Annotated in this window: 23 protein-coding genes; 14 read left to right on the top strand and 9 right to left on the bottom strand. The window is 52.0% G+C overall.

The genetic code is table 11. The features are described from left to right. Nucleotides 1-15: 15 nt before the first annotated feature. On the bottom strand, nucleotides 16-792 hold the full coding sequence (locus AC3CB2_RS21050; protein WP_352936187.1) for a helix-turn-helix domain-containing protein: 777 nt from the start codon (nucleotides 790-792) through the stop codon (nucleotides 16-18). A gap of 100 nt (nucleotides 793-892) precedes the next feature. Further along, nucleotides 893-1,270 carry a VOC family protein gene (locus AC3CB2_RS21045; protein ID WP_352936185.1) on the bottom strand — a complete coding sequence of 126 codons (378 nt, stop codon included), beginning with the start codon at nucleotides 1,268-1,270 and terminating at the stop codon, nucleotides 893-895. Nucleotides 1,271-1,569: 299 nt separating this feature from the next. Here AC3CB2_RS21045 and purB point away from each other — a divergent pair, with 299 nt between their 5' ends. The 5 genes from purB to AC3CB2_RS21020 all read left to right on the top strand — a co-directional run bounded on the left by purB (nucleotide 1,570) and on the right by AC3CB2_RS21020 (nucleotide 5,750). After that, nucleotides 1,570-2,898 (top strand): adenylosuccinate lyase, encoded by a 1,329-nt coding sequence (purB, locus tag AC3CB2_RS21040; RefSeq protein WP_008551578.1) that lies wholly within the window; start codon nucleotides 1,570-1,572, stop codon nucleotides 2,896-2,898. A 30-nt stretch (nucleotides 2,899-2,928) separates the two neighbouring features. Next, nucleotides 2,929-3,288 (top strand): VOC family protein, encoded by a 360-nt coding sequence (locus AC3CB2_RS21035; protein WP_008551442.1) that lies wholly within the window; start codon nucleotides 2,929-2,931, stop codon nucleotides 3,286-3,288. A 154-nt stretch (nucleotides 3,289-3,442) separates the two neighbouring features. Beyond that, complete coding sequence (locus tag AC3CB2_RS21030) at nucleotides 3,443-4,243, top strand: metallophosphoesterase family protein (protein WP_008551496.1); 801 nt, start codon at nucleotides 3,443-3,445, stop codon at nucleotides 4,241-4,243. Further along, a complete protein-coding gene (locus AC3CB2_RS21025) occupies nucleotides 4,230-4,781 on the top strand; it encodes an RBBP9/YdeN family alpha/beta hydrolase (protein WP_352936182.1) in 552 nt (183 codons plus the stop codon). Before AC3CB2_RS21030 ends, AC3CB2_RS21025 begins: the two co-directional genes overlap by 14 nt. A 60-nt stretch (nucleotides 4,782-4,841) precedes the next feature. Next, nucleotides 4,842-5,750: a heme-dependent oxidative N-demethylase family protein gene (locus AC3CB2_RS21020; RefSeq protein ID WP_352936180.1), complete on the top strand. Its 909-nt coding sequence runs from the start codon at nucleotides 4,842-4,844 to the stop codon at nucleotides 5,748-5,750. On the opposite strand, the gene AC3CB2_RS21015 is transcribed toward AC3CB2_RS21020, so the two are convergent. Beyond that, entirely contained in the window at nucleotides 5,747-6,571 is an 825-nt protein-coding gene (locus AC3CB2_RS21015) for a helix-turn-helix domain-containing protein (protein ID WP_352936178.1), read from the bottom strand. The genes AC3CB2_RS21020 and AC3CB2_RS21015 overlap by 4 nt on opposite strands. An 84-nt stretch (nucleotides 6,572-6,655) precedes the next feature. Between AC3CB2_RS21015 and AC3CB2_RS21010 the strand changes: the two genes are divergently transcribed. From AC3CB2_RS21010 to AC3CB2_RS20985, 6 genes are all read left to right on the top strand, one after another. Beyond that, entirely contained in the window at nucleotides 6,656-7,069 is a 414-nt protein-coding gene (locus tag AC3CB2_RS21010) for a DUF3224 domain-containing protein (RefSeq protein ID WP_352936176.1), read from the top strand. A 115-nt stretch (nucleotides 7,070-7,184) separates the two neighbouring features. Further along, on the top strand, nucleotides 7,185-8,555 hold the full coding sequence (locus AC3CB2_RS21005; protein WP_352936175.1) for an ABC1 kinase family protein: 1,371 nt from the start codon (nucleotides 7,185-7,187) through the stop codon (nucleotides 8,553-8,555). Nucleotides 8,556-8,691: 136 nt separating this feature from the next. After that, complete coding sequence (locus AC3CB2_RS21000) at nucleotides 8,692-8,976, top strand: aa3-type cytochrome c oxidase subunit IV (protein ID WP_208609234.1); 285 nt, start codon at nucleotides 8,692-8,694, stop codon at nucleotides 8,974-8,976. Between the two features lie 157 nt (nucleotides 8,977-9,133). Next, the gene (locus AC3CB2_RS20995; RefSeq protein ID WP_054783559.1) at nucleotides 9,134-10,447 is read left to right on the top strand and encodes a hypothetical protein; all 1,314 of its coding nucleotides are present in this window, start codon (nucleotides 9,134-9,136) and stop codon (nucleotides 10,445-10,447) included. A gap of 141 nt (nucleotides 10,448-10,588) precedes the next feature. Further along, nucleotides 10,589-11,359 carry an acetoacetate decarboxylase gene (locus AC3CB2_RS20990; protein WP_014286984.1) on the top strand — a complete coding sequence of 257 codons (771 nt, stop codon included), beginning with the start codon at nucleotides 10,589-10,591 and terminating at the stop codon, nucleotides 11,357-11,359. A gap of 10 nt (nucleotides 11,360-11,369) precedes the next feature. After that, the gene (locus tag AC3CB2_RS20985; protein WP_352936172.1) at nucleotides 11,370-12,275 is read left to right on the top strand and encodes an alpha/beta hydrolase; all 906 of its coding nucleotides are present in this window, start codon (nucleotides 11,370-11,372) and stop codon (nucleotides 12,273-12,275) included. A gap of 48 nt (nucleotides 12,276-12,323) precedes the next feature. On the opposite strand, the gene AC3CB2_RS20980 is transcribed toward AC3CB2_RS20985, so the two are convergent. After that, entirely contained in the window at nucleotides 12,324-13,184 is an 861-nt protein-coding gene (locus AC3CB2_RS20980) for a tetratricopeptide repeat protein (protein ID WP_352936170.1), read from the bottom strand. A gap of 195 nt (nucleotides 13,185-13,379) precedes the next feature. After that, entirely contained in the window at nucleotides 13,380-13,628 is a 249-nt protein-coding gene (rpsU, locus tag AC3CB2_RS20975) for a 30S ribosomal protein S21 (protein ID WP_235861627.1), read from the bottom strand. A gap of 705 nt (nucleotides 13,629-14,333) precedes the next feature. On the opposite strand from rpsU, the gene AC3CB2_RS20970 reads away from it, so the two are divergent. Continuing rightward, nucleotides 14,334-15,071, top strand: a complete 738-nt coding sequence (locus AC3CB2_RS20970) for a class II glutamine amidotransferase (RefSeq protein WP_244421328.1) — start codon at nucleotides 14,334-14,336, stop codon at nucleotides 15,069-15,071. Between the two features lie 184 nt (nucleotides 15,072-15,255). Beyond that, the gene (locus AC3CB2_RS20965) at nucleotides 15,256-16,656 is read left to right on the top strand and encodes an MATE family efflux transporter (protein WP_208609232.1); all 1,401 of its coding nucleotides are present in this window, start codon (nucleotides 15,256-15,258) and stop codon (nucleotides 16,654-16,656) included. A gap of 71 nt (nucleotides 16,657-16,727) precedes the next feature. Here AC3CB2_RS20965 and AC3CB2_RS20960 read toward each other — a convergent pair whose 3' ends face one another. The 3 genes from AC3CB2_RS20960 to AC3CB2_RS20950 all read right to left on the bottom strand — a co-directional run bounded on the left by AC3CB2_RS20960 (nucleotide 16,728) and on the right by AC3CB2_RS20950 (nucleotide 18,740). Next, complete coding sequence (locus tag AC3CB2_RS20960) at nucleotides 16,728-17,816, bottom strand: 5-(carboxyamino)imidazole ribonucleotide synthase (protein WP_352936167.1); 1,089 nt, start codon at nucleotides 17,814-17,816, stop codon at nucleotides 16,728-16,730. Nucleotides 17,817-17,900: 84 nt separating this feature from the next. Then, a complete protein-coding gene (gene purE / locus AC3CB2_RS20955; RefSeq protein ID WP_008551529.1) occupies nucleotides 17,901-18,404 on the bottom strand; it encodes a 5-(carboxyamino)imidazole ribonucleotide mutase in 504 nt (167 codons plus the stop codon). Between the two features lie 123 nt (nucleotides 18,405-18,527). Beyond that, on the bottom strand, nucleotides 18,528-18,740 hold the full coding sequence (locus tag AC3CB2_RS20950) for a YdcH family protein (protein ID WP_008551464.1): 213 nt from the start codon (nucleotides 18,738-18,740) through the stop codon (nucleotides 18,528-18,530). Nucleotides 18,741-19,139: 399 nt separating this feature from the next. Between AC3CB2_RS20950 and AC3CB2_RS20945 the strand changes: the two genes are divergently transcribed. After that, complete coding sequence (locus AC3CB2_RS20945; RefSeq protein WP_008551400.1) at nucleotides 19,140-19,310, top strand: YdcH family protein; 171 nt, start codon at nucleotides 19,140-19,142, stop codon at nucleotides 19,308-19,310. Between the two features lie 61 nt (nucleotides 19,311-19,371). Here the strand turns inward: AC3CB2_RS20945 and AC3CB2_RS20940 are convergent, their stop codons facing one another. Continuing rightward, nucleotides 19,372-21,018, bottom strand: a complete 1,647-nt coding sequence (locus AC3CB2_RS20940; protein ID WP_352936166.1) for an acyl-CoA synthetase — start codon at nucleotides 21,016-21,018, stop codon at nucleotides 19,372-19,374. Nucleotides 21,019-21,326: the final 308 nt, after the last annotated feature.

The following is a 21,326-nucleotide window of genomic DNA, read 5'->3' as shown; positions in this document are numbered from 1 at the left end:
TAATGTCCTATGGGTTTAATCTATCACTATGCCTAGTCTTAATGCCGGGCTTTCCTGCTGGTCTTGAAGAAAACGGACAGAGTTGCTTTCTGACCAGACTTCTCTGAATTGTGCAGGGGAATGGCCGGTTTTCTCTCTGAAATCTCGGCTCATATGCGCCTGATCTGCGAAGGCATGTTCGTAGGCGATGTCGCTGAGCGGTGAGTTGCTCTGCGAAATGTCTGATAGCGCGCTCTGAAATCGGTTGAGTGCTGCAAATGGTTTGGGCGAGATGCCCATACGCGACTTAAACTGCCGACGGTGTGTACGTGCTGATCGCGCATTTGCCAGCTGGTGTGAGGTCTCATCGCCTGGTGTGAGAGACATCAGGATCGTACAGGTTTCGATGAGGGCCTGACGGATGCCTTCCAGCTCTCCAGAGTGTTGCTCACAGTGTGAATGGAGCGCGTTGATCTTATCAATTGCTGCCATGGGTGGCTGTTGGATCGCCAGAGGTGGCAGCTGTTTGAACTTTACGCCCCAAATCACACCGAAAATCTGACGGGTCTTGGGAGAGATTGTCGGTTTGGGCGGAACGTACCTGAGCTTTAGTGGGCCTCCGTTGCGGTCGGTGGAGTACTCAAATCGCAGGGAGGCATAAGGAGAGGCGAAGTTTCCTTTGCTTTGTGCTGAAAGAGTGCCGTTGTCGCGGAGATAAAATGTGCTTTCAATGAAATGGGCTTGCCAATCCGGAGCTTCAAACTCCAGATAGCAGGCTTTTGTTTCGGCAAAATCAGCTGAAGACACAGTCACTCACGCACCTCATTGGATTTATGAGGGGAGTGTAGAGGGATTTGAGAGGCTTACTAAAGCTCAACGTTTGTCGTAGCTGGCTGGTGAGCTTTCTCTTCGGCTATCTATGCTGATCAATCAGAATTGGGTTTCCATCAGGATCAACCACGGTGAAGCTTGCTGGTCCTATGGTGGTTTCGTCAGCTTCCGTTCCATGGATTTCGACGCCATTAGCTTTCAGACGCTTCTGAAGCTCTCTCACATCAGTGAACTCATCCAGTGCCTGAGCTTCCTGATCCCAACCAGGATTGAAGGTGAGCATGTTCTTTTCAAACATTCCCTGAAACAGCCCAATGACCGTCGCGCCGTTCTTCATGATCGCCCACCCGTTCGAGCCATCGCAACTGGGATCGCAGGTGAAGCCGAGCTTCTTGTAGAACGCGATTGATGCGTTGATATCTTTAACTGTGAGACTGATTGAGAACGCGCCCAGTTGCATGTGATATCCCCCCAAGAACCACGATGAAATGTTCAGGTGAGGTAGCATAGAGGAAGTTCTGCCGGGCTCAAGCTGGGTAGATTTTGCGATTTCATTGTGGCGTGTTTGATTGAGAAAAATTTGATCAAAAACTGCAGGTTCTTTTTTCATGGAATGAAGAAATCTTCACCTGCACATAGCAACGCAAAATTCTCCAAAAAAACGCGTTTTTTCGGTCTTCCTGCTGCTTTCTGGCATTGTTCTAGGGAGCCTGTGCTGCTACATCCTGCGACAGAATTGTAACGCATACGAGGACTGGCATGATCCCGCGCTATTCGCGTCCTGACATGGTCGCTATTTGGTCTCCTGAAACAAAGTTCCGCATCTGGTTTGAGATTGAAGCTCATGCTTGTGATGCTTTGGCAGAGCTGGGTGTGATCCCTAAAGAATCTGCTGCAAAGATCTGGGAGAAGGGTGGTCCGGCTACCTTCGACATCGCGCGGATTGATGAGATCGAGCGTGAAACCAAGCACGATGTGATCGCGTTCCTGACGCATCTTGCTGAGATCGTTGGTCCGGATGCGCGTTTCGTGCACCAGGGTATGACTTCCTCTGACGTTCTGGACACTTGCTTCAACGTTCAGCTGGTTCGCGCGGCGGATATTCTTCTCGCCGACATGGACAAGCTGCTGGCAGCTCTGAAGCGCCGCGCGTATGAGCACAAAGACACCGTAACTATCGGTCGTTCCCACGGTATTCATGCTGAGCCAGTGACCTTCGGTCTGAAGATGGCGCAGGCTTATGCTGAGTTTGATCGCTGTAAGAAGCGTTTGGAACTGGCGCGTGAAGAGATTGCGACCTGTGCGATTTCCGGTGCGGTTGGTACCTTCGCGAACATCGACCCTCGCGTTGAAGAGCACGTTGCTGAAAAGTTGGGTCTGGGTGCTGAGCCTGTTTCTACTCAGGTGATCCCGCGTGATCGTCATGCCATGTTCTTCGCGGTTCTGGGTGTGATTGCGTCTTCCATCGAGCGTCTGGCGACTGAAGTTCGTCACTTGCAGCGCACCGAAGTTCTGGAAGCTGAGGAGTTCTTCTCCAAAGGCCAGAAGGGTTCTTCTGCGATGCCGCACAAGCGTAACCCAGTGCTGACTGAGAACCTGACCGGTCTGGCGCGCATGGTTCGCTCTTACGCAATGCCTGCTATGGAAAACGTTGCTCTGTGGCACGAGCGTGACATCTCTCACTCTTCCGTTGAGCGTATGATTGGTCCTGATGCGACTGTAACTCTGGACTTTGCGCTGGCTCGTCTAACCAACGTGATGGAAAATCTGGTGGTTTACCCAGAGCGCATGATGGGTAACATGGACCGTCTTGGTGGTCTGGTACACTCTCAGCGTATTCTGCTTGCTCTGACACAGGCTGGCGCTTCCCGCGAGGATAGCTACCGTCTGGTACAGCGCAATGCGATGAAGGTTTGGGACAGCTATCAAGTTTCCGGTAGCGCAGATGTGGACTTCCTGAGCGAGCTGCTGAACGATGAAGATGTTCGCAAGCACCTGTCTGAAGAGCAGATCCGCGAGCGCTTTGACCTTGGCTACCACACCAAGAACGTTGACGTGATCTTTAAGCGGGTGTTTGGCGAAGCCTAAGTTGCCCCGTTGATAGCAGTGGAGGGGAAGATGAAGCTTTATGGTCTGCGGATTTTCGTGAATGATATCGGAAAGGCCAAGGAGTTTTATGCTGAGACGCTAGGTCTTCCTCTCAGCTGGGATATGCCTGAGCTTGGCGCGTTTGGTGCCAAGCTCGACAACGCTGAGCTCATTATTGAGCAGGCGCATAACGAAGAAGACCGCGAGTACATTGGTCGCTTTCTTGGTGCGTCTTTGCAGGTGGACGATATTGTCGACACCTATGAACGCCTCTCAGAAAAGGGCGTTGCCTTTTCCAGCCCACCTGAAAAGCAGGTATGGGGCGGAGTTCTTGCACATTTTCATGATCCGTTTGGCAATGTTTTGACACTGCTGGGCGAACCTCGCTGACAACTTGGCCTGTTTAAGGTTTTAATCACGCCAGTGCTGGCAAAGCTTGCTGCCTGATGCAGTGGCTTGGCCAACTGTTTTGCCAATGTTGTTGTGCGTATTCTTTTTTCGCAAATGAGTTGCTCGTCAGGAATACGCTTTTGGAGTTTTTGCTATGAGATTTGCGGTTATCTCCGACATTCACGGTAACCTGCCTGCTCTGGAAGCTGTTCATCGTGACATCAAACGGAAGTCACCGGATCTGGTGTTCAATCTGGGCGATTGTGTTTCCGGGCCGTTATGGCCGGAAGAGACCGCTCAATATCTCATTGCTGAAAACTGGCTCACGGTGCGGGGTAATCATGACCGGCACCTGGTGGATCATGCCCAGTCCAATATGGGGCCAAGCGATGCGCATGCCTACTCTCTGCTTTCTGATGAATCAAAGGCCTGGCTGAAGCAGTTGCCGACGCAAATGGAGCACGTGGAGAATGTGTTTTTGTGTCATGGCACGCCATCGGCAGATAATGTTTATCTGACTGAAGAGCTCAGTGGTGACCGTACCAAGCTTGCGTCCCCTGAGTATGTGCTTGAGCACATTGGCAATGTGACGTCACCGCTGATCGTATGTGGGCACACACATATTCCGCGGGTGGTTTGGCTTGAGACAACGGGTCAAATCGTTATGAATGCAGGCAGTGTGGGGCTTCCGGCGTATGATGATGACAAGCCGCATTCGCACGTAATGGAAGTTGGAAGCCCGCATGCGCGGTATATGATTGTGACCCGTGTTGGCACGCGGTGGTCCTTTGAAGAGCGCATGGTGAACTATGATTGGGACCATGCGAGCAGAAAAGCTGCGCGTAATCAGCGTGGAGATTGGGCTGGAGCTTTGAAAACCGGCTATTTTCGTCCTATTAAGCTGCCAGACTTTTTAGCACGACCACGTATTGAGGAACCCTATGAAGATTTCTGAGGCGGACATTCTGATTGTCCCCGGCCTGCATGGCTCCGACGCAAATCACTGGCAAAGCCGCTGGCAGGCTAAGTTCTCCACTGGTCGGCGCATTGAGCAGAAAGACTGGAGCAAGCCAGATCTTGAGGAGTGGGTGAACAATGTTGTGAAGGCGGTTGAGGAAGCGACGCGTCCGGTGGTGCTTGTTGCGCACTCCGCTGGTGTTGCGACCGTTGTTCATGCAGCCCCTCGCATCAAGAACTGGGTGAAAGGTGCTTATCTGGTTGCTCCGGCAGATGTTGATGACAGCTCCTGCGTGCCATCTGAACTGCATGGCTTTGGCCCATTCCCAACGTCTCCGTTGCCATTCCATGCCAAGGTTGTTGCCAGCCGCAATGATCCTTACTGCACCTACGAGCGTGCGGAGCAGCTTGCGAAACTGTGGAACGCGCGTTTGCAGGATGCGGGTGAGAGTGGTCACATTAACTCTGAAAGCGGACAGGGGCCGTGGCCAGAAGGCATCATCTCTTTTGCGCACTTCATGAAAGAGCTCGGGTAATCCGTCTAGGTTGCTGAATGCCCTCCATCCGGTGCATGGTTTGCATGGGGAGGGCGTTTGATGTCGCGATTTGCTCATACACCTTATGATGGCTCCAAGAAGCCGTTTACCGTTGGGCTTGAACCACTTGATTTGAAAGAGTGGATTGAGCCCGATGAGTTTTTGATTGCGCATTTGGATGAGAAAGAGCGGCTCATAGCTGACCCAAACGCGTTTGTGTTTGCTGCTGAGGCAAATACGGAAGCAGCTCAGCGTGAGGTGGCTGAGTTGATCTCATCGCACTTGCTGGCTCAATTTCCAGAGCTTTATACGTGTGATGGTGATGGAGCTCTGGCTTTGCGGGGAACTGACAAGAGTATTGAGCTTTCTGCTGGTGCTGAAGCACCGCTTCTGTCGATCTCCCGATTGGTGCAGGAAGATCTGGTGCTGATGCGCAAAGGAGAGGACGGGTATCGGCTTGTGGCGGCGAGCCTGTGCTTTCCCTCCAGTTGGTCGTTGGCTGAAAAGTTTGGTGGTTCAATGACTGCCATCCACGAAGGGGTGCCCGACTTCAATGGCCACCGAATGGGGCAGATGGTTCAGCGGATCTTTGAGCGGTTGGAAGCTGACAAGCCCGTCTGGCGTTTGAACTGGTCGCTCTATACAGATGGTGATCTGCATCATCCTGTTTCCCGTTTGCGGCATGAGGTCTTTTCTCAGCCAGAACAGGCTCTTGAGCAGCTTTATGTGCGTGTTGAGAAGCAAACATTGCGACGATTGCCAGAGAGCGGTGACATCCTCTTCACAATCCGCGTGCATCATGATCCCATCAAAAACTTGCTGAAACATCCTGACGGAGATCAGTTGGCGCAAGGCCTGAAAGCACAAGTTCTTGGGCTGAATGAGGATCAACTGGCTTACAAAGGCATCAAAGCGCATGCTCACGTTATCGGGCAAGCGCTTGATGCTGTTGTGAAAGAAACGGCTTAGGCGGGTTCGGCTTCTGGCAGGTAATGGCTTGGGGTATGGCCTGTTAGTTTTTTAAAGGCTTTGCTGAAATGGGCGTGGTCGAAGTAGCCGAGAGAATGTGCCAGGTCGGTCAGGCTCAGGTTCTGGCCCTGATTAATCGCGTCAACCGCAGCCAGCATACGGTATCGTTCAATCACCCACTTAGGGTTTACGCCAACGTGGCTTTGGAACAAGCGCTGAATTGTTCTTGATTGGATGCCAGAGATCTTGGATAGGTCTGTCAGATTGTTGATCTCATCTGATTGAGCAATAAGCTCCACAAGTGCGCGGGCATCTCTTGCTTTTGACGTGAGTGGCTGTTGGAGCTTGAGCAAGTGCTCATCCATCTGTTGGGCAAAGGCCTTCGGGAGATTGGCTTCCCTCAGGTCTGAGATGAGTTGTTGCTCTGGAACCTTGAGGAACGGCTCAATACTCTCGTGGGTGTTGAGGAGCTGTGAAGGATTGTAGCGGAAGAAGTCTGCGAAGGCTCCAGGGCGAAACTTGACGCCAAAGACGCGGCCCGTCTGCTGCAGCGTATAATGAAAGACACCCGTGTTGATGCCAAAAACACCTGTCGTTTGGGTGGTGTCTATGACGATGTGTTGGGATGGGTGCGGAAGGTTGGCTTGCTCGTAAGGTGGCTTATCTCGCAGATCCCATGTGATCAGCCAGTAAAACTCGATCGCTTCCTGTAACGGTTCGGCAGGCTCGAGCCAGTCCAGATTGAAATGCTGGAGGCTGCATTGCTGGTTCAGTAGGCCGCTGATCTGGTTTGAAGTGTCATCCTGATTTGGCATGAGCATAAAAGATAGCAGCTGTCGCGCTTTTACAAGCCCTTCGATTGAGAGCGCAGTAGATCTTCGGTTCGTTCAATCGAGGAGTTGAAGATGGCAAAACTCAAGTGCACCTACAAAGTTGAAGATTGGAAAGAAGAAGTTTCCGAGACACTTTCCAGTATGAGTAAGATTGCAGCTGTTCGTGCTTTTGGTCCTGTTGGAGGGGATATTGTAGGGCAGGTCAATACGTTTTATCAGTTGGCGTATGTGACTGAAAAGATGGGCAATTATAATGGCTACACGCAGGTGTCCGGTCGGTGTGGGTCGCGTGAAGGCACGTTTCTCGTTGAGGAGACGGGTGTTTTTGATGCTGAGGGTGTTCGGTCGGAAATGACGGTGGTGCCAGGTTCCGGGACCGGGGATTTCGAAGGCGTATCCGGGTCCGGCAAGTTTGTGACGTCTCATGGCAATGCGGTTGAGAGTGAGTTTGAGCTGGAGTTTGCAGAGAGGGTTGAGCAAGCCTGAACAAAGATGTGATTAGGTAAATCTCAAAAGTGCCCTTGGGTTCTCTGCGTTTTCTGCTAGGTTTTGCAGTGCACTATATATATTGCATAAAGAGTGTGAGACGCAGGAACCCCATATGCCTTCATCTCGTGATCGCGAAGCAAACCGAATGACTGCCCGCATTGGTCGCTATGCCAAGGTTGGCGGCAACATGAGCGGCATTGCAGCCAAGCTTGCTGCTGGCAGGCTGTTCGGTTGGGATCAAGACCCCGCAAAGAATGCCGCCGCTATTGCAGAATCTCTTGGAGAGCTAAAAGGGCCCCTGATGAAAGTGGCGCAGCTGCTTTCGACGATCCCGGACGCGGTGCCGCCAGAGTATGCAGCAGAGCTGGCCAGCTTGCAGGCGAATGCTCCGCCGATGGGATGGGCATTCGTTAAGCGACGTATGCGCGCTGAGCTCGGGCCAGGGTGGCAAGGCAAATTCGATAAGTTTGAGAAGGAGCCAGCAGCTGCGGCTTCTCTTGGTCAGGTGCACCGCGCGTTTAATCAGGATGGATCGATGTTGGCGTGCAAACTGCAATATCCTGATATGGATAGTGCGGTAGAGGCCGATTTGAACCAGTTTGATATGCTGCTGGCATTGCACCGGCGGTTCCGGCCAGCGATTGAAACATCCGAGATTGCGAAGGAAGTCGGCGCCCGTCTGCGCGAAGAGCTGGATTATCGACGTGAAGCACGACACTCGAAGCTTTATGCCAATGTGTTTGCAAAGGATGAAGAGATCCAGATCCCAGAGGTGGTTGAGGATCTTTCAACACGGCGCTTGCTTTCCATGAGCTGGTTGGAGGGGCGTCCGCTGCTTGCGTACAGGCAGGAGAAGCTGGAGGCCCGCAATAAGATCGCGCAGGTCATGTTCAAAGCCTGGTGGCATCCTTTTGCTCATTACGGGGTGATCCATGGAGATCCTCATCTTGGCAATTACACAATCTTTGAGGATGGCAAAGAGCCCGCGGGGGTGAACCTTCTAGATTATGGATGCGTGCGGATCTTCCCGCCTGACTTTGTTCAGGGTGTTGTTGATCTGTATCACGGGCTGCTTGAGGATGATCAGGCGCGGGTGGTTTCAGCCTATGAGACTTGGGGTTTTGAAGGGCTGACGAAAGAACTCATCGAGACGCTGAACATTTGGGCGAACTTCATTTTTGGTCCGTTGCTCAGTGACAGGACGCGTTCCATCGCGGATGGTGTGTCTCCAGCGACCTATGGCCGGAAAGAAGCGTTCCGGGTACATCAGTCTTTGAAAGAGTTGGGACCGGTAAAGATCCCTCGCTACTTCGTTTTCATGGACCGTGCTGCCATTGGGCTTGGATCTGTGTTTCTGCATTTGCGTGCTGAGCTGAACTTTCACCAGCTGTTCAACGAACAGATTGATGGGTTTGAGCGGGATGTGCTGACTGCCCATCAAAAGCAGCAACTGGACTTATGTGGTTTGACTGCTGCTGATTGAAGCCCATACTCTGCCAGCTGGAATTATCCCCGACACCTCGGTTATTTCCGGAGCGGTTCTTAACGGAAGTTGCGTCACATGACATTGTGATGTTAAAGACTCGTATCGGGAAAACTACTTGTTTCGAGGGGGAATCATGGCTGACGGGAGCGCGTCTGTTATGGATTATGAGGAACACGAGAAGACCTACAAGAACTTCATCAACTTCTCAAAAGTTGGCGTTCTTGCAGTTCTTACGTTCGTATTGGTTATTGCAATGGTTGGATTTGGTGGTACTGCCGGGACGGTATGGGCAAGTATCATCACAGTCGCCAATGTGATTGCAGCAGGTGTTGGTATGGCATCTGGCGACAGAGCCCACGTTGTGCCGGGAATCGTCTTCCTGATTGCGTGTGCGGTGACGGTTGCATTGACAATCTAGGAAACCCTCAGGTTTCAAAAGGTTTTGAGGATCGCAGGAGCTGTGTGCTTCTGCGATTTTTCGTTTCAACCCCGAGATTCAGCGGAGGCGCTGCCCTTTTCTGATCATTATTGAAGGATAGGGCCTTAGTAATAGTTGTTCTGAGTTCGGGTATCTTATGTCTACTGCGCAAACTGTTCGCGTACTCCTGCGCTGTTCTTTATTGCTTGCTATCTTCATTGTGGTCGCGATTGCTTCATCGCCGTCTCACTCTGCCTCTTCAGATTTGGGTTTTTCCCAGATCCTGAAGGAAGAGGGTGTTGCCGTGCGTGGCAGCAATTATGAGATTTTACCGCCCGTCCTTCGGAATGGGACGCTGCTTCAATACAGCCTTCGGGTTCAGGGTAAGACCTACAAAGTGCGCGGTACTGCGACGCTGAAAAAGCGGATTAATGAGCTTCAAGCTCTGCGCGGTATTGAGCAGATGGATACGGTTTCGCAGGCGGGCGAGGGCGTCGTAAGTGCTGTTGCCAAGCCACTGACCTTTTTAGGAAGCCTTGTCACCGATCCGAAAGAAACACTCAGTTCCACTGCTGATGGGGTTGGGTTGCTGCTGAACGGGACAGTCAACACAATTACCGGTAACTCTGGTGCGACTGCGCCTTCCAAAGGCGGAGCCAAGAAGACTTCTGCGGTTGAAAGTGTTGCTGCTGCTGTGGTCGGGCGAGATAAGGCACGCCGTTACATTGCTGTGGCTGCGAATGTTGACCCGTATACGACCTTTCCTCCGCTATCAGATGAGCTTGATAAAGCTGCCTGGGCCTATGCCACTTCTAACCGCCTGACCAATCTGGCGACTGTGTTTATTCCTGGTGGTGCTGGCACCGCTGTGAGTGGAGTGCTGGCAACGACGAACTTTAGTGAAGCGTTGAAGGCGAGCCCAACAGTTGCGGATGAGAAGATGCGGGAGATGCTGGGTGAGATGGCTGTTCCGCAGCGGACCACGCAGTCCTTCCTGAGTGCTACATCCATGACACGCGGCGAAAAGATTGTGTTTGTTGCAAGCCTGAATGCGTTGAAAGGTGTTCGTGGCAAAGCTGCGTTAATTGATCAGGCGAGCCGTCGAGGCTTGTCTCAGGAAGCCGGTTATTATTATCTGATTGGCCTGATGATGATTGCTGATTACCACATTGATACGGAGCGCCTTGCTTCTGTGGAGTTGGTTGAGGGCGTTGCAATCGGGACTACGCGTACAGGACGGAAAGTTGCGTTTGTAGCGGGTGACCGAATTGGGTGGAGCGTTGATCAGTCTACCACCACGCTCAACATTGCCAGCCGTGTAAATCAGAGTAGCTCCGGGACTGGCGCAAGTGAGCTTCGCATGTTTGGACTGGTTCATCCGACGCTGAAAACAGAGCTCGGTGCGTTGAACTGGGTTATCCGCGAAAAAGCGCCGGTCGCGACCTTCAAGGAAATCGACATAACCAGCTGATTGAAAAAGTGTTTGGGGTGAGCTCTGAAAGTGTCACCCCAAAACCCAAGGGGCAACATCCAAAATATCGATGCTTATGGTGAGAGCGCGCTGGCTGGTGATTTGGCCGTGCATCACACCCTTTCATGATCGAGGTGGTCCATGAAAATTGCCGATATTCTTGAACAGGCTTCCATGCCGATTGCTTCTCCTGCTTATCCCAAGGGGCCTTACAGGTTTATCGACCGCGAGTTCTTTGTGGTCTCCTATGAGAGTGATCCCGACGCTATTCGAGAAGCCTTGCCAGAACCGCTGGAGCCGGATGGTTCCAACAAGGTGATGTTTGAGGTGATCCGCATGCCAGATTCTGCTGGCTTTGGGGATTATACTGAATCTGGCATCGTGATCCCTGCCAAGTTTGGCGACCATCCAGTCAATTTCACCCAGCAGATGTTTCTTGATGATACGCCGCCGATCTTTGGAGGGCGTGAGATTTGGGGATTCCCTAAGAAGCTGGGGCATCCAGAGTTAAGTGTGACAGGGGCAACGCTGACAGGGCATCTGGAGTTTGATGGGGTAACGATCGCGATCGCGACGATGGGCTATAAGTACCAGCACCTTCTTTACGATGTGGAGCATGGTACGCAGTGTCATCCGGATGCGATCCTGAAGAAATTGCAGAAAACGCAGGTGAATCTGAAGCTTATTCCTGATGTTGATGGCTCATTGGCGATTGCTCAGCTGGTTGCTTATGAAGTCGCTGATGTGACTGTGAAGGGGGCCTGGTCTGGCCCTGCGAGCTTACAGCTGTTTCACCATGCCAATGCGCCGGTTGCTGACCTGCCTATGCTCAAGTCGCTGGGTGGAGTTCACTTTATCACCGATCTCACATTGCCGTATGGCCGGGTTATACATGATTACCTGAAGCCGTAGGAGGCTGGTGATGCTTGGGCTTCTGCAAAGCTGCTTCAGGATTATTGTCGGTCTGATGATGGTGGGTTTGTCGTTCTCTCAGGCTGCTGGCTTTGAGCTGAAACCCTATAAGGATGAACTCTTTGCTTATCCGCTTGTGTTGGAGCAGGGGCAGGGCGATGCGTTTTTGAGGCTCGATTACCAGATACAACGGGACTTGCGGGAGCGGGATGAAATTCCTGAGCGGCGCGTTGACGGACGGTATGTTTCCAGCAGACCGTCCTGGTACGTACGGGAACGCTCAGCAGTCTTAGCAGGCAGCAAGCGAATGCACATTCGTGTTGGCTCTCCTGATGCCAAGACGAAACTGTTGGTGCTTTATCTGCATGGAAAGGGCGGTAACCGGAAACAGGGGAATGCGGACTGGACGTTTGGTGGGAACTTCAATCGCCTCAAGAACCTGATGGTGCGAAACGGCGGGGTTTATTTATCGCCTGACGTGAAGCTTGAAAGTCCGAGAGGCACGCAGGAAATTCGGGAGCTGATTGCGCAGTATCGAGAACTCGCCCCAAATGCTGCTGTGATTGTTGCCTGTGGCTCCATGGGGTCTCAGGTTTGTTATGGCTTGGCTAGTGACGCTGGTGTGGCAGGCCGTCTGTCTGGTTTGTTTTTCCTTGGAGGTGCTACAGATCGACGGCTTCTTTCAAGCGAAGCTTATGGGGCTGGTGTGCCTATCGTGTTTGGTCACGGGAGTGCAGATCGGGTGTACAGCTGGGAAAAGCAATATGCTTTGTTTCAGGCGCTTGTATCCAAGACAAAGGGATATCCGGTGCGGTTTCGTTTGTTTGAGACGGGCTCTCATGGCACGCCGATCCGTATGATTAATTGGCGGGATGAGATCAACTGGATGCTGAGGCACAGTCTGGGGTCGAGGTAATAAAAAAGGCCGGAAGCCCGGCCTTTGGAAGCTCTATGTATAAAGCGCTTAGGCTTGCGGTACGCCAGAGGACACTGCCAGACGCTTGGCGCCTTCTTTCGCGATCTGGTTTGTCGAGGAAAGCTGCAATGCTCTGGTATAGGACTGACGTGCCTCAGTGATCTGCCCCAAAGCTTCTTCAGCGCGACCGCGGTTTGCCCATGCTGATGCGGACTTTCCGTTCAGTGCAATTGCTGCGTTGAAGTCTTTAAGGGCGGATTTTGCATCGCCGAGTGAAAGGTAGGTTACACCACGTGCGATCAGTGGTGAGTAAGCACGGGAGTTCAGGCCGACTGCGGATGAGAAGTCATTCAGCGCGGCTTCCTGCAGGCCCTGTGCCTGATAGATGAGGCCGCGGTTGTGGTAGGCCTGTGCGTCACCAGCGTTCAGACGGATAACTTCGTTGTAGTCCCGCAGGGCTGACGTGTTCTGGCCGATGGAACGGTACGTGTTGCCGCGTCCGTTGAGAGCCTTCACATAATCTGGCTTGATGGACAGAGCTGCGCTGTAATCCTGAATGGCTTGTGAGGTGTTGCCTTTGCGGCGTTCCACCAGCGCGCGGTTTGCATAAGCCTGATAAGAGTTAGGACGCAATTGCAGGGACTTGTTGAAGTCCTCAGTTGCTTGATCAAGGCGTCCTGCTTTTGCATATGCGATGCCGCGCTTGTTGTAAGCGTCTGCATCGGTTGGGTTTGCGTCAACAACAGCACTCAGACTATCGATGTTGGAGGAAGAGCCAACAGCTTTGTCGATAGGTACATTCTGATAAACAAGGCCGGAAGAGTTGGATTGGCACGCTGCAACGCCAAGCGCGAGCAGACACGCGCAGATGCCTTTAGCCAGTTTATAGTTCACGAGAATGTGCCCCATTCTTAAAGAGTCCTTGCAATGACACGGTAGCCTACACTTTAGTGTGGCAAAAAAAGGTCGAATGAACCAGCAGAAACAACAAACGGACCAACCGGCTTACCGGTTAGTCCGTTCTGAATTCAAGCTCCGAGAAGGTCGCAGGCTGTGTCAAACATTGTTGAACCTTAGCTTTGCGATGCCCCGGATATCGCCGAATTAACGACGGCCTTTGCCGAGCAGCAGGCCTTCACGCTGTGCGCGCTTACGTGCCAGCTTACGGGTGCGGCGGATAGCTTCAGCCTTTTCGCGAGCCTTCTTTTCAGATGGCTTTTCGTAGTGGCCACGAAGCTTCATTTCACGGAAGATGCCTTCACGCTGCATCTTTTTCTTAAGCGCTTTCAGCGCCTGATCGACGTTATTATCGCGAACGAGAACCTGCACGCGTTTATCCTTACCTTCGAGCATTCCGGATAAGATATCCAGAACGACATAAATGAAATGATTGATAGCGATGCTTAGCGCATATGCACGAGTCACAAGGACTTCGTCGCCGCTGATGCGTCGCTTCTTGACGGGGTAACTAGCAGACTGAGTGTGGGCTGTCTACCTCCTTACTTGAGAATCTATGTTAATTTATAGATGGGATAAGGGGGAATACCTCTTCCAGAGCAAGGCAATCGCAGCAGCAGTCGTACGTTTTCTTCAAGTTGGCGTATCGGCGGCTTCTTGCTTAAAGTAAAAGATAAGTAAAAATAGCTTTCAAAATCCATTATAACTTTATGGCTGAACTCTGATGCGCATAATGCAATCTTTGGTTGTGTATGGTTGAATCTCTCTTTTGATGCCGAAAAAAGTCACAGGAGCTTTTCTGAACGGTGGAAATCGAGGTGGAGTTTTGAGTGAAATTTGCTTCAAACGCCGTTCGTCGTATTCGGAGATAGAGGATGAGTCGAGCGGGACACTGCGCTTCTGGCATGCTCACTTTAGATTCTCAGAAGGGTCACTGAGAAAACTCGTTACTCTAGTTATAGGGAAGGGGTTTATACGTGCAGGTGGATCATGCATAATCTGAGAACCTCATTTGGGTAATCGATCAGAAGAAAGAATAAAGTAATGTGCCGCTGGCTTGCGTACCGTGGAGCTCCCATTTTTATGGAAGAGCTGATTTCAATGCCCAACCATTCTCTGATTGCGCAGAGCCTGCATTGTGCGGAAGCCAAGGTGAACACCAATGGTGATGGTTTCGGAATTGGCTGGTATGGCCATAAACCTGAGCCGGGTCTTTATCGTGACACACAGCCAGCGTGGGGTGATGAGAACCTGCTGAGTATTACAAAGCAGCTGAAGTCCTCATTGTTTTTTGCGCATGTGCGCGCGTCTACTGGTACTGCGACCTCCCGATCCAACTGTCATCCGTTTGCCGTTGGCAAGTGGATGTTCATGCATAACGGACAGATCGGGGGATATGATGATATCCGCCGGCAGATCGAAGGCATGATCAACGATGACTTTTATCGTTTTCGCCAGGGTACAACGGACAGTGAAGCTCTGTTTCTTGCGATGATGAGCCATGGCCTGGATGTTGATCCTGTGGGGGCTGTGCAACAGGTGCTGACGAAAACGCTTGAGATTATGCGTTGCAATGATGTCATTGCTCCGTTGCGTGTAGCGATGGCCTTAACTGATGGCGAGCGTCTTTATGCGGTGCGTTGCTCCAGCGACAAGATCGTACCAAGTCTCTATTATCGCTTGCATAACAGTAACTTGAGTGTTGTGTCCGAGCCTTTGGAGAAGGGTGGGCAAGGTTGGTACGAAGTGCCTTGCGGTCACATCATGATCTATGGCGGTGATAATGCGCCTTGCTTTATTCCTCTGGACATTCCCGAAGAGTTTTGCAAAGTAGCGTAATCGACTTTTTCACTAGCGGAATTGCTTAGGCAGGGAACCGCTGAGAAATTGTCGGTCTGTTTCTATTATAGGAAGTTTCCTCCCAGCGAGGTGATGCGGTCAATTGCGGGTCGCGATCTCGTTTATGTTCTTGAGAGGCTCAAGTTCTGGAGGGGCTCCATGCCCTTTTCTTCAGGAGCTTATGATGACGCGGGTTGAAAGCACCAGCGTTGCCAAACCCACAGCCATGTCTGCATGGTGGGGGGAGTCCAATGCAACGCTTATTTTGGGATTGCCGTTGATCGGTGCGCAGCTGGCGCAGATGGCAATCAACGCCACCGATGCATTGATGATCGGCTGGCTCGGCGCAACAGAGCTGGCCGCATCCGTGCTGGCCTTGCAGCTGTTCTTTCTGATCTGGCTGGCTGGACTTGGATTTGTTCAGGCCGTTATGCCATTGGCATCCAGAGCCGAAGGTAAAGGCGACGTACGCAATGTGCGTCGTGCTTCGCGCATGGGGCTTTGGATCTCGCTGATCTACACGACCTTTGCGATGGTCGTGCTGTGGAATGGCGAAAGTGTTCTGCTGGCGTTGGGACAGGATCCTGAGGTTTCTGCCATTGCTGCGGATTATCTGCGCATTGTGCAGTGGTCTATGTATCCGTCTCTTTTCGTGGCGGCTTTGCGTAGCTTCCTGACCAGTATTGAGCGCTCGCAGATTGTGTTGTGGGCGACTGTGGTGAGTGCAATCGTCAACGCTCTGCTCGATTACGTGCTGATCTTTGGTTACTTCGGGTTCCCTAAACTAGGCATTTTGGGTGCAGGTATTGCGTCCGTTGTGACCGCTTTAGCGTCCTGTGTGATCCTGGTGGCCTATGTGTTCTGGGAAGAGAAGTCTCGCAAGTACGAAGTGTTCGTGCGTTTCTGGCGCGCTGACTGGCCTGCGTTCTTTGAGATCCTTCGCCTCGGCTGGCCGATTTCCCTGATGCTGGTTGCTGAAGTTGGCTTGTTTGCTGCTGCGGCGCTGATGATGGGCTGGATTGGTACCTTGGAACTGGCTGCGCACGGTATTGCGGTTCAGCTTTCTGGTATCGCCTTCATGATTCCGCTTGGCTTTGCCAATGCTGCTGTTGTGCGTGTTGGTATCGCGTCTGGCCGTGGTGATGCAGATGGCATTACTCGTGCTGGCTGGGTGGCGTTGATCTGGTCTATCGTGATCGGCCTGCTCGGAGCGGTTCTGTTTGTCGCGATCCCGGATACGTTGATTTCGTTTTATCTGGACAGCAGCAACCCTGATGCAGCTGATGTGATCCGTCTTGGTGTGCCGCTGGTGTTTATCGCTGCCGTTTACATGGTGGTTGATGGCATTCAAGTGGTTGCCGGTGGTGTGCTGCGTGGTCTTTCCGACACCCGCATACCGATGGTGATTGCGGTGATTGGGTACTGGATTATCGGTGTGCCGCTCTCCTACGTCATGGCCTTCACGTTCAACTGGGGTCCGGAAGGGATCTGGGTTGGATTGGCGAGTGGTCTCTTTATCACCGGCATCCTGTTGTTGATCCGGTTCCAAAAGCGAGATCAGCTTGGTCTGGTGAGGCTGGGATAGGCTTCAAGATAAAAGAAAAGCCCCGAAGACGGATTGGTCTTCGGGGCTTTTTTGTTGGATGTCGTTGCTGACTATGACTTTGGAGAGAGGCGGTTGATGTGGCCCATCTTGCGGCCTTCGCGTGTCTCTGCTTTGCCGTAAAGTGTCAGACGAGCATTTGGTTCCAGTAATGCGGCTTCCCACGTGTTCACGTCGTCGCCAATCAGGTTTTCCATAATGACGTTGTGCGCACGGGTTGGAGTGCCAAGTGGCCAGCCCGCGACAGCGCGTACGTGCTGTTCAAACTGAGAAACAGGACAAGCGTCTTCGGTCCAGTGGCCAGAGTTGTGAACGCGAGGTGCGATCTCGTTGACCTTGAGCTCTGTTTTGTCACCGTCCTTCACCACGAACAGTTCCACGCCCATCACACCGACGTAATCCAGGGCAACTGCAATGCGGGTTGCCATGTCTATGGCTTCCTGCGCTGTTGCTTCGGGAATGTCTGCCGGGACTCTGGAGGTCTTAAGGATGTGGTTCTTATGGTAGTTGTCTGCTGGGTCGTAGCATTTCACGGTGCCATCGACACCACGAGCGACGATGATGGAGACTTCCTTCTCGAACGGAACGATGCCTTCCAGAATAGCTGGCTGGTTGCCGAGCTTATCCATGGCGCCTTCGATGTCCTGAGGTGTGCGGATCATGATCTGGCCTTTGCCATCATATCCAAACCGACGTGTTTTCAGGACGCCTTGGCCGCCTAGTTCCATGAGGGCTGCTTCCAGCTCTGCCTGATTGTCGACCTTGATGAAAGGAGCGACCTGCGTAGCAGCTTCTTCTGAGAGGAAAGTCTTCTCTTCGAGGCGGTCCTGCGAAACTCTCAGCGCGAGTGGGCCCGGGCGGACTGGCACGAACTGTTCCAGAATGCGGGCGGTTTCGCCTGGTACGTTCTCGAACTCATAAGTGACGACAGAAACGCTTTTTGCGAACTGGGTGAGCGCTTGCTCGTCTTCGTAAGCTGCAACGGTCTTTTCTGCGGAGACCTCAAAGGCCGGGCTGTTTTCATCCGGGCAATAGATATGGCACTTCAGGCCCATCCTGCTGGCAGCTTGAGCGATCATGCGACCAAGCTGACCTCCACCCAGAATACCAATCGTGTCACCAGGACGTAGTGTGGAACCCATTTCGAAAACTTTCCAGAGTTAGGGGCCAGATGTTAGGGCAGTTAAAACAAATGAGGCGCCTGCAAATGGGCGCCTCTGAAACTCTTATTCTTCCGGATTGACTGGCTTTTCAGCAACAGCCTGACTTTGCTTCTCGCGCCAGTCATCCAGATTGGCGGCGATCTCCGGATTGTTGAGTGCCAAAACGGCTGCTGCCATGAGTGCTGCGTTGACTGCACCGGCGCGGCCAATGGCCAAAGTACCAACCGGAATGCCTGCTGGCATCTGTACGATAGAGAGCAAGCTGTCCTGACCTTTCAGGGCGCGCGACTCAATCGGAACACCGAAGACTGGCAATGGAGTCATAGATGCTGCCATGCCCGGCAGGTGAGCTGCTCCACCGGCGCCAGCGATGACAACCTTGAAGCCATTCTCTTTTGCGGTTTTGGAGAACTCTACCAGACGGTCCGGAGTGCGATGCGCGGAGACGATGCGAGCATCATAGGAAACTCCCAGTGCTTCTAGCGTGTCTGCGGCGTTTTTCATGGTTGGCCAATCGGATTGGCTTCCCATGATGATGGCGACTTCTGGCTGATCTGTGCGGTTCATAAAACGGGCACCCTCTGAGCGGCTGGGAAGAAAGCGCGGATTATAGAAATACCACGGCGTGTTTCAACCCAATTACTACAAGAAATGCCAATAATATACGAAGGTTAGAGCTCTGCCTCTAATTTAGGCAATAATGTCAGGTAAGAGCTGGGTTTCCAGTACCTGAATCTTATCTCTTAGCATGAGTTTTTTCTTTTTCAGGCGTTGCAGCTGAAGGACATCTGATCGTCCTGTTTCGATGAGTGCTTCAATGGAGTGATCCAGATCCCGATGTTCCTGCCTCAGCTCCGCCAGTTCGGAGCGAATGCTATCCTGATCAAGGTTGTCTTCCGTCATCGTTTTGTCCTCACATGACACGTATCGGTCTGTGTGCAACTCTACCCATCAGTGAATAAAATCTGGTGGGGCGCGTTGTCGCAATTCACCGCTCTGTAACAGTATACCGAATGTGTCGGCGCGATGAACATGAGTCTGACGATTTTTACAGGAAGTCGTGTCGCATGACGAATTTACGTAGCGTATATATAGGGTTGAATACTTGGTGAGCTTCCCTTTTTGCTGGTAGTGGCAATCACTGAAATTTACTGGGTCATTTATAAGTTCCCTAAGTTTTTCATGAATTAACGATCTCGCGTTGTAGAGGCCGAAAAAAAACAGCTAATCATCGTTCGACAACTCATGAAAATGGTGCCATCATCCTCTTGTAACAGAGACAATGTAGGAGGATTAAAACCTATGTCCATCCGTGAGCATTTGACTGAGCTGGAACGCCGCCATGCTACTCTTGAGAAGGAGCTGGAAAGCGCCAAGCATCATCCATCAATGGATGAACTAGAGATTGGCAATCTCAAAAGGCAAAAGTTGAAGCTTAAGGATGAAATCTCGCGATTACGAGTGACGGGTTAGCTTCCTCTTCCAGAATTATCAGAGAATGCGCCGCTTTATGCGGCGCATTTTTTGTTTGTGCTCAGGCCAGCGCTTTGGCTTGTTCCCGCAGTACGAACTTCTGGATTTTGCCGGTAGACGTTTTGGGCAGATCGGTGAAGACAACTGTCCTTGGCGATTTGAAGCTGGCCAGGTGCTCTTTACAGTAGGCGACGATATCAGCTTCGGTCACGCTGCTGTTCTCTTTCAACTCAACAAACGCACAGGGTGTTTCGCCCCATTTGTCATCGGGCCGAGCGACCACAGCTGCCGCGGAGATCTCCGGGTGTTTGTAGAGCACTTCCTCGATCTCGATGGATGAGATGTTCTCACCTCCTGAGATGATGATGTCTTTGGAGCGATCTTTGAGCTGGACGTATCCATCTTCGTGCTGAACGCCGAGATCTCCTGAATGGAACCAGCCACCTGCAAATGCCTCTTGCGTTGCGGATGGGTTTTTCAGGTATCCCTTCATAACCACGTTGCCTTTGAACATGACTTCGCCGATGGTTTCTCCATCAGCTGGGACTGGCTGCATGGTTTTTGGATCCAGCACGGCGAGATCCTGAAGAGCAACGTAGTTGACGCCTTGCCTTGCTTTGAGGGCTGCTTGCTCAGAGCTTGGCAGCTCATCCCAGTGTTCATGCCATTCGTTGACGACAGCTGGTCCGTAGACTTCGGTCAGACCATATAGGTGCGTGACGTTGAAGCCTTCCTCTGCCATTGCTGCGAGCACGGCCTCTGGTGGTGGCGCTGCTGCGGTAAAGAACTCGACTTCATGAGTGAGCTTGCGTTTCTGATCTTCTGGCGTGTTGAGTAGCGTGGACATGACGATTGGGGCGCCACACAGGTGGGTCACTTTTTCGTCTGCTAATGCGTTCCAAATCGGGCCTTGCCGAACTTGGCGGAGGCATACATGGGTTCCTGCAACAAGAGATAGTGACCATGGAAAACACCAGCCATTGCAGTGGAACATTGGGAGCGTCCAGAGATAGACTGGCTTCTTGCCCATGGCGGCTGTGATGATGTTTGCCTGTGCCAGTAGGTAAGCGCCGCGGTGATGATAAACGACGCCTTTCGGATTACCGGTCGTGCCAGAGGTGTAGTTGAGTGTAATGGCATCCCATTCATCTTCAGGGAGTTGCCACTGGAAGTCAGTTGAACCGCTTGCGATCAGCTCTTCGTATTCCAGCTCTCCGATGGCTGGTGCTGATTGAGGGAACTCTTTGTCGTCATAGAGCACAACGGTTGGCTTGAAGGTTGCCAGTTCCAGAGCTTCGCTCATGACCTTTGAGAACTCGCGGTCAACAATAACCAGCTTGCTTTCCGCGTGATCCAGCTGGAAGGCGATGATTGCTGCGTCCAATCTGGTGTTGAGTGCGTGCAGTACTGCGCCAGCCATTGGCACACCGTAATGGGCTTCGAGCATGGGTGGGGTGTTGGTCAGCATCACCGACACACAATCATTCTTTCCTATGCCGTGTTTTGACAGAGCACTGGCAAGGCGGATGGAGCGTTCGTAAAACTCTTTGTAAGGCCGGCGGATGCTACCGTGGATGATCGCTGTGTGGGTTGGGAAAACTTTTGCAGCCCTTTCCAAAAAACTTAGCGGGCTGAGTGGTGTGTAATTGGCGTCCGTTTTTGGGAGGTCTTTGTCGAAATACGATGTGTTTAATGGATGGTTTTTCATGAAATCCCCCAGGCATTCAAATTCCCGCACAAGGGAACAGGAAGATCCCTTGAAGTGATAATGAACTTTCCCAAGATGGTTACTGGCTCTGGTGAAGAGCTAGGAATTAAGAGTGTTACATATTTTGATATATCTGAGTATAGGCAGAGCGGGTAGCCCAGATGACCTAGATGTTAGTCTGATGGTGTTCTTGCCCTTAGACTTTCATCTATAAGTATTTTCTGGGTGTTTTGTGGAATGATGTCGATATATTCGGTAAAATTGTATGCGCTGGTTGCAATAGTCGCGTTAACTTAACGGAAAAGGTG

The organism is Pseudovibrio sp. SCP20, assembly GCF_057774105.1.
Note: the sequence above shows the minus strand (reverse complement) of the source record. Positions and strands in the feature narration are given on the sequence as shown.

Excerpts from the sequence above, each read along its gene's own strand:
- AC3CB2_RS21045 (WP_352936185.1), bottom strand. The coding sequence starts at position 1,270 with ATGCAACTGGGCGCGTTCTCAATCAGTCTCACAGTTAAAGATATCAAC.
- purB (WP_008551578.1), top strand. The coding sequence starts at position 1,570 with ATGATCCCGCGCTATTCGCGTCCTGACATGGTCGCTATTTGGTCTCCT.
- AC3CB2_RS21035 (WP_008551442.1), top strand. The coding sequence starts at position 2,929 with ATGAAGCTTTATGGTCTGCGGATTTTCGTGAATGATATCGGAAAGGCC.
- AC3CB2_RS21030 (WP_008551496.1), top strand. The coding sequence starts at position 3,443 with ATGAGATTTGCGGTTATCTCCGACATTCACGGTAACCTGCCTGCTCTG.
- AC3CB2_RS21025 (WP_352936182.1), top strand. The coding sequence starts at position 4,230 with ATGAAGATTTCTGAGGCGGACATTCTGATTGTCCCCGGCCTGCATGGC.
- AC3CB2_RS21020 (WP_352936180.1), top strand. The coding sequence starts at position 4,842 with ATGTCGCGATTTGCTCATACACCTTATGATGGCTCCAAGAAGCCGTTT.
- AC3CB2_RS21015 (WP_352936178.1), bottom strand. The coding sequence starts at position 6,571 with ATGCTCATGCCAAATCAGGATGACACTTCAAACCAGATCAGCGGCCTA.
- AC3CB2_RS21010 (WP_352936176.1), top strand. The coding sequence starts at position 6,656 with ATGGCAAAACTCAAGTGCACCTACAAAGTTGAAGATTGGAAAGAAGAA.
- AC3CB2_RS21005 (WP_352936175.1), top strand. The coding sequence starts at position 7,185 with ATGCCTTCATCTCGTGATCGCGAAGCAAACCGAATGACTGCCCGCATT.
- AC3CB2_RS21000 (WP_208609234.1), top strand. The coding sequence starts at position 8,692 with ATGGCTGACGGGAGCGCGTCTGTTATGGATTATGAGGAACACGAGAAG.
- AC3CB2_RS20995 (WP_054783559.1), top strand. The coding sequence starts at position 9,134 with ATGTCTACTGCGCAAACTGTTCGCGTACTCCTGCGCTGTTCTTTATTG.
- AC3CB2_RS20990 (WP_014286984.1), top strand. The coding sequence starts at position 10,589 with ATGAAAATTGCCGATATTCTTGAACAGGCTTCCATGCCGATTGCTTCT.
- AC3CB2_RS20985 (WP_352936172.1), top strand. The coding sequence starts at position 11,370 with ATGCTTGGGCTTCTGCAAAGCTGCTTCAGGATTATTGTCGGTCTGATG.
- AC3CB2_RS20980 (WP_352936170.1), bottom strand. The coding sequence starts at position 13,184 with ATGGGGCACATTCTCGTGAACTATAAACTGGCTAAAGGCATCTGCGCG.
- rpsU (WP_235861627.1), bottom strand. The coding sequence starts at position 13,628 with ATGCTCGAAGGTAAGGATAAACGCGTGCAGGTTCTCGTTCGCGATAAT.
- AC3CB2_RS20970 (WP_244421328.1), top strand. The coding sequence starts at position 14,334 with ATGCCCAACCATTCTCTGATTGCGCAGAGCCTGCATTGTGCGGAAGCC.
- AC3CB2_RS20965 (WP_208609232.1), top strand. The coding sequence starts at position 15,256 with ATGACGCGGGTTGAAAGCACCAGCGTTGCCAAACCCACAGCCATGTCT.
- AC3CB2_RS20960 (WP_352936167.1), bottom strand. The coding sequence starts at position 17,816 with ATGGGTTCCACACTACGTCCTGGTGACACGATTGGTATTCTGGGTGGA.
- purE (WP_008551529.1), bottom strand. The coding sequence starts at position 18,404 with ATGAACCGCACAGATCAGCCAGAAGTCGCCATCATCATGGGAAGCCAA.
- AC3CB2_RS20950 (WP_008551464.1), bottom strand. The coding sequence starts at position 18,740 with ATGACGGAAGACAACCTTGATCAGGATAGCATTCGCTCCGAACTGGCG.
- AC3CB2_RS20945 (WP_008551400.1), top strand. The coding sequence starts at position 19,140 with ATGTCCATCCGTGAGCATTTGACTGAGCTGGAACGCCGCCATGCTACT.
- AC3CB2_RS20940 (WP_352936166.1), bottom strand. The coding sequence starts at position 21,018 with ATGAAAAACCATCCATTAAACACATCGTATTTCGACAAAGACCTCCCA.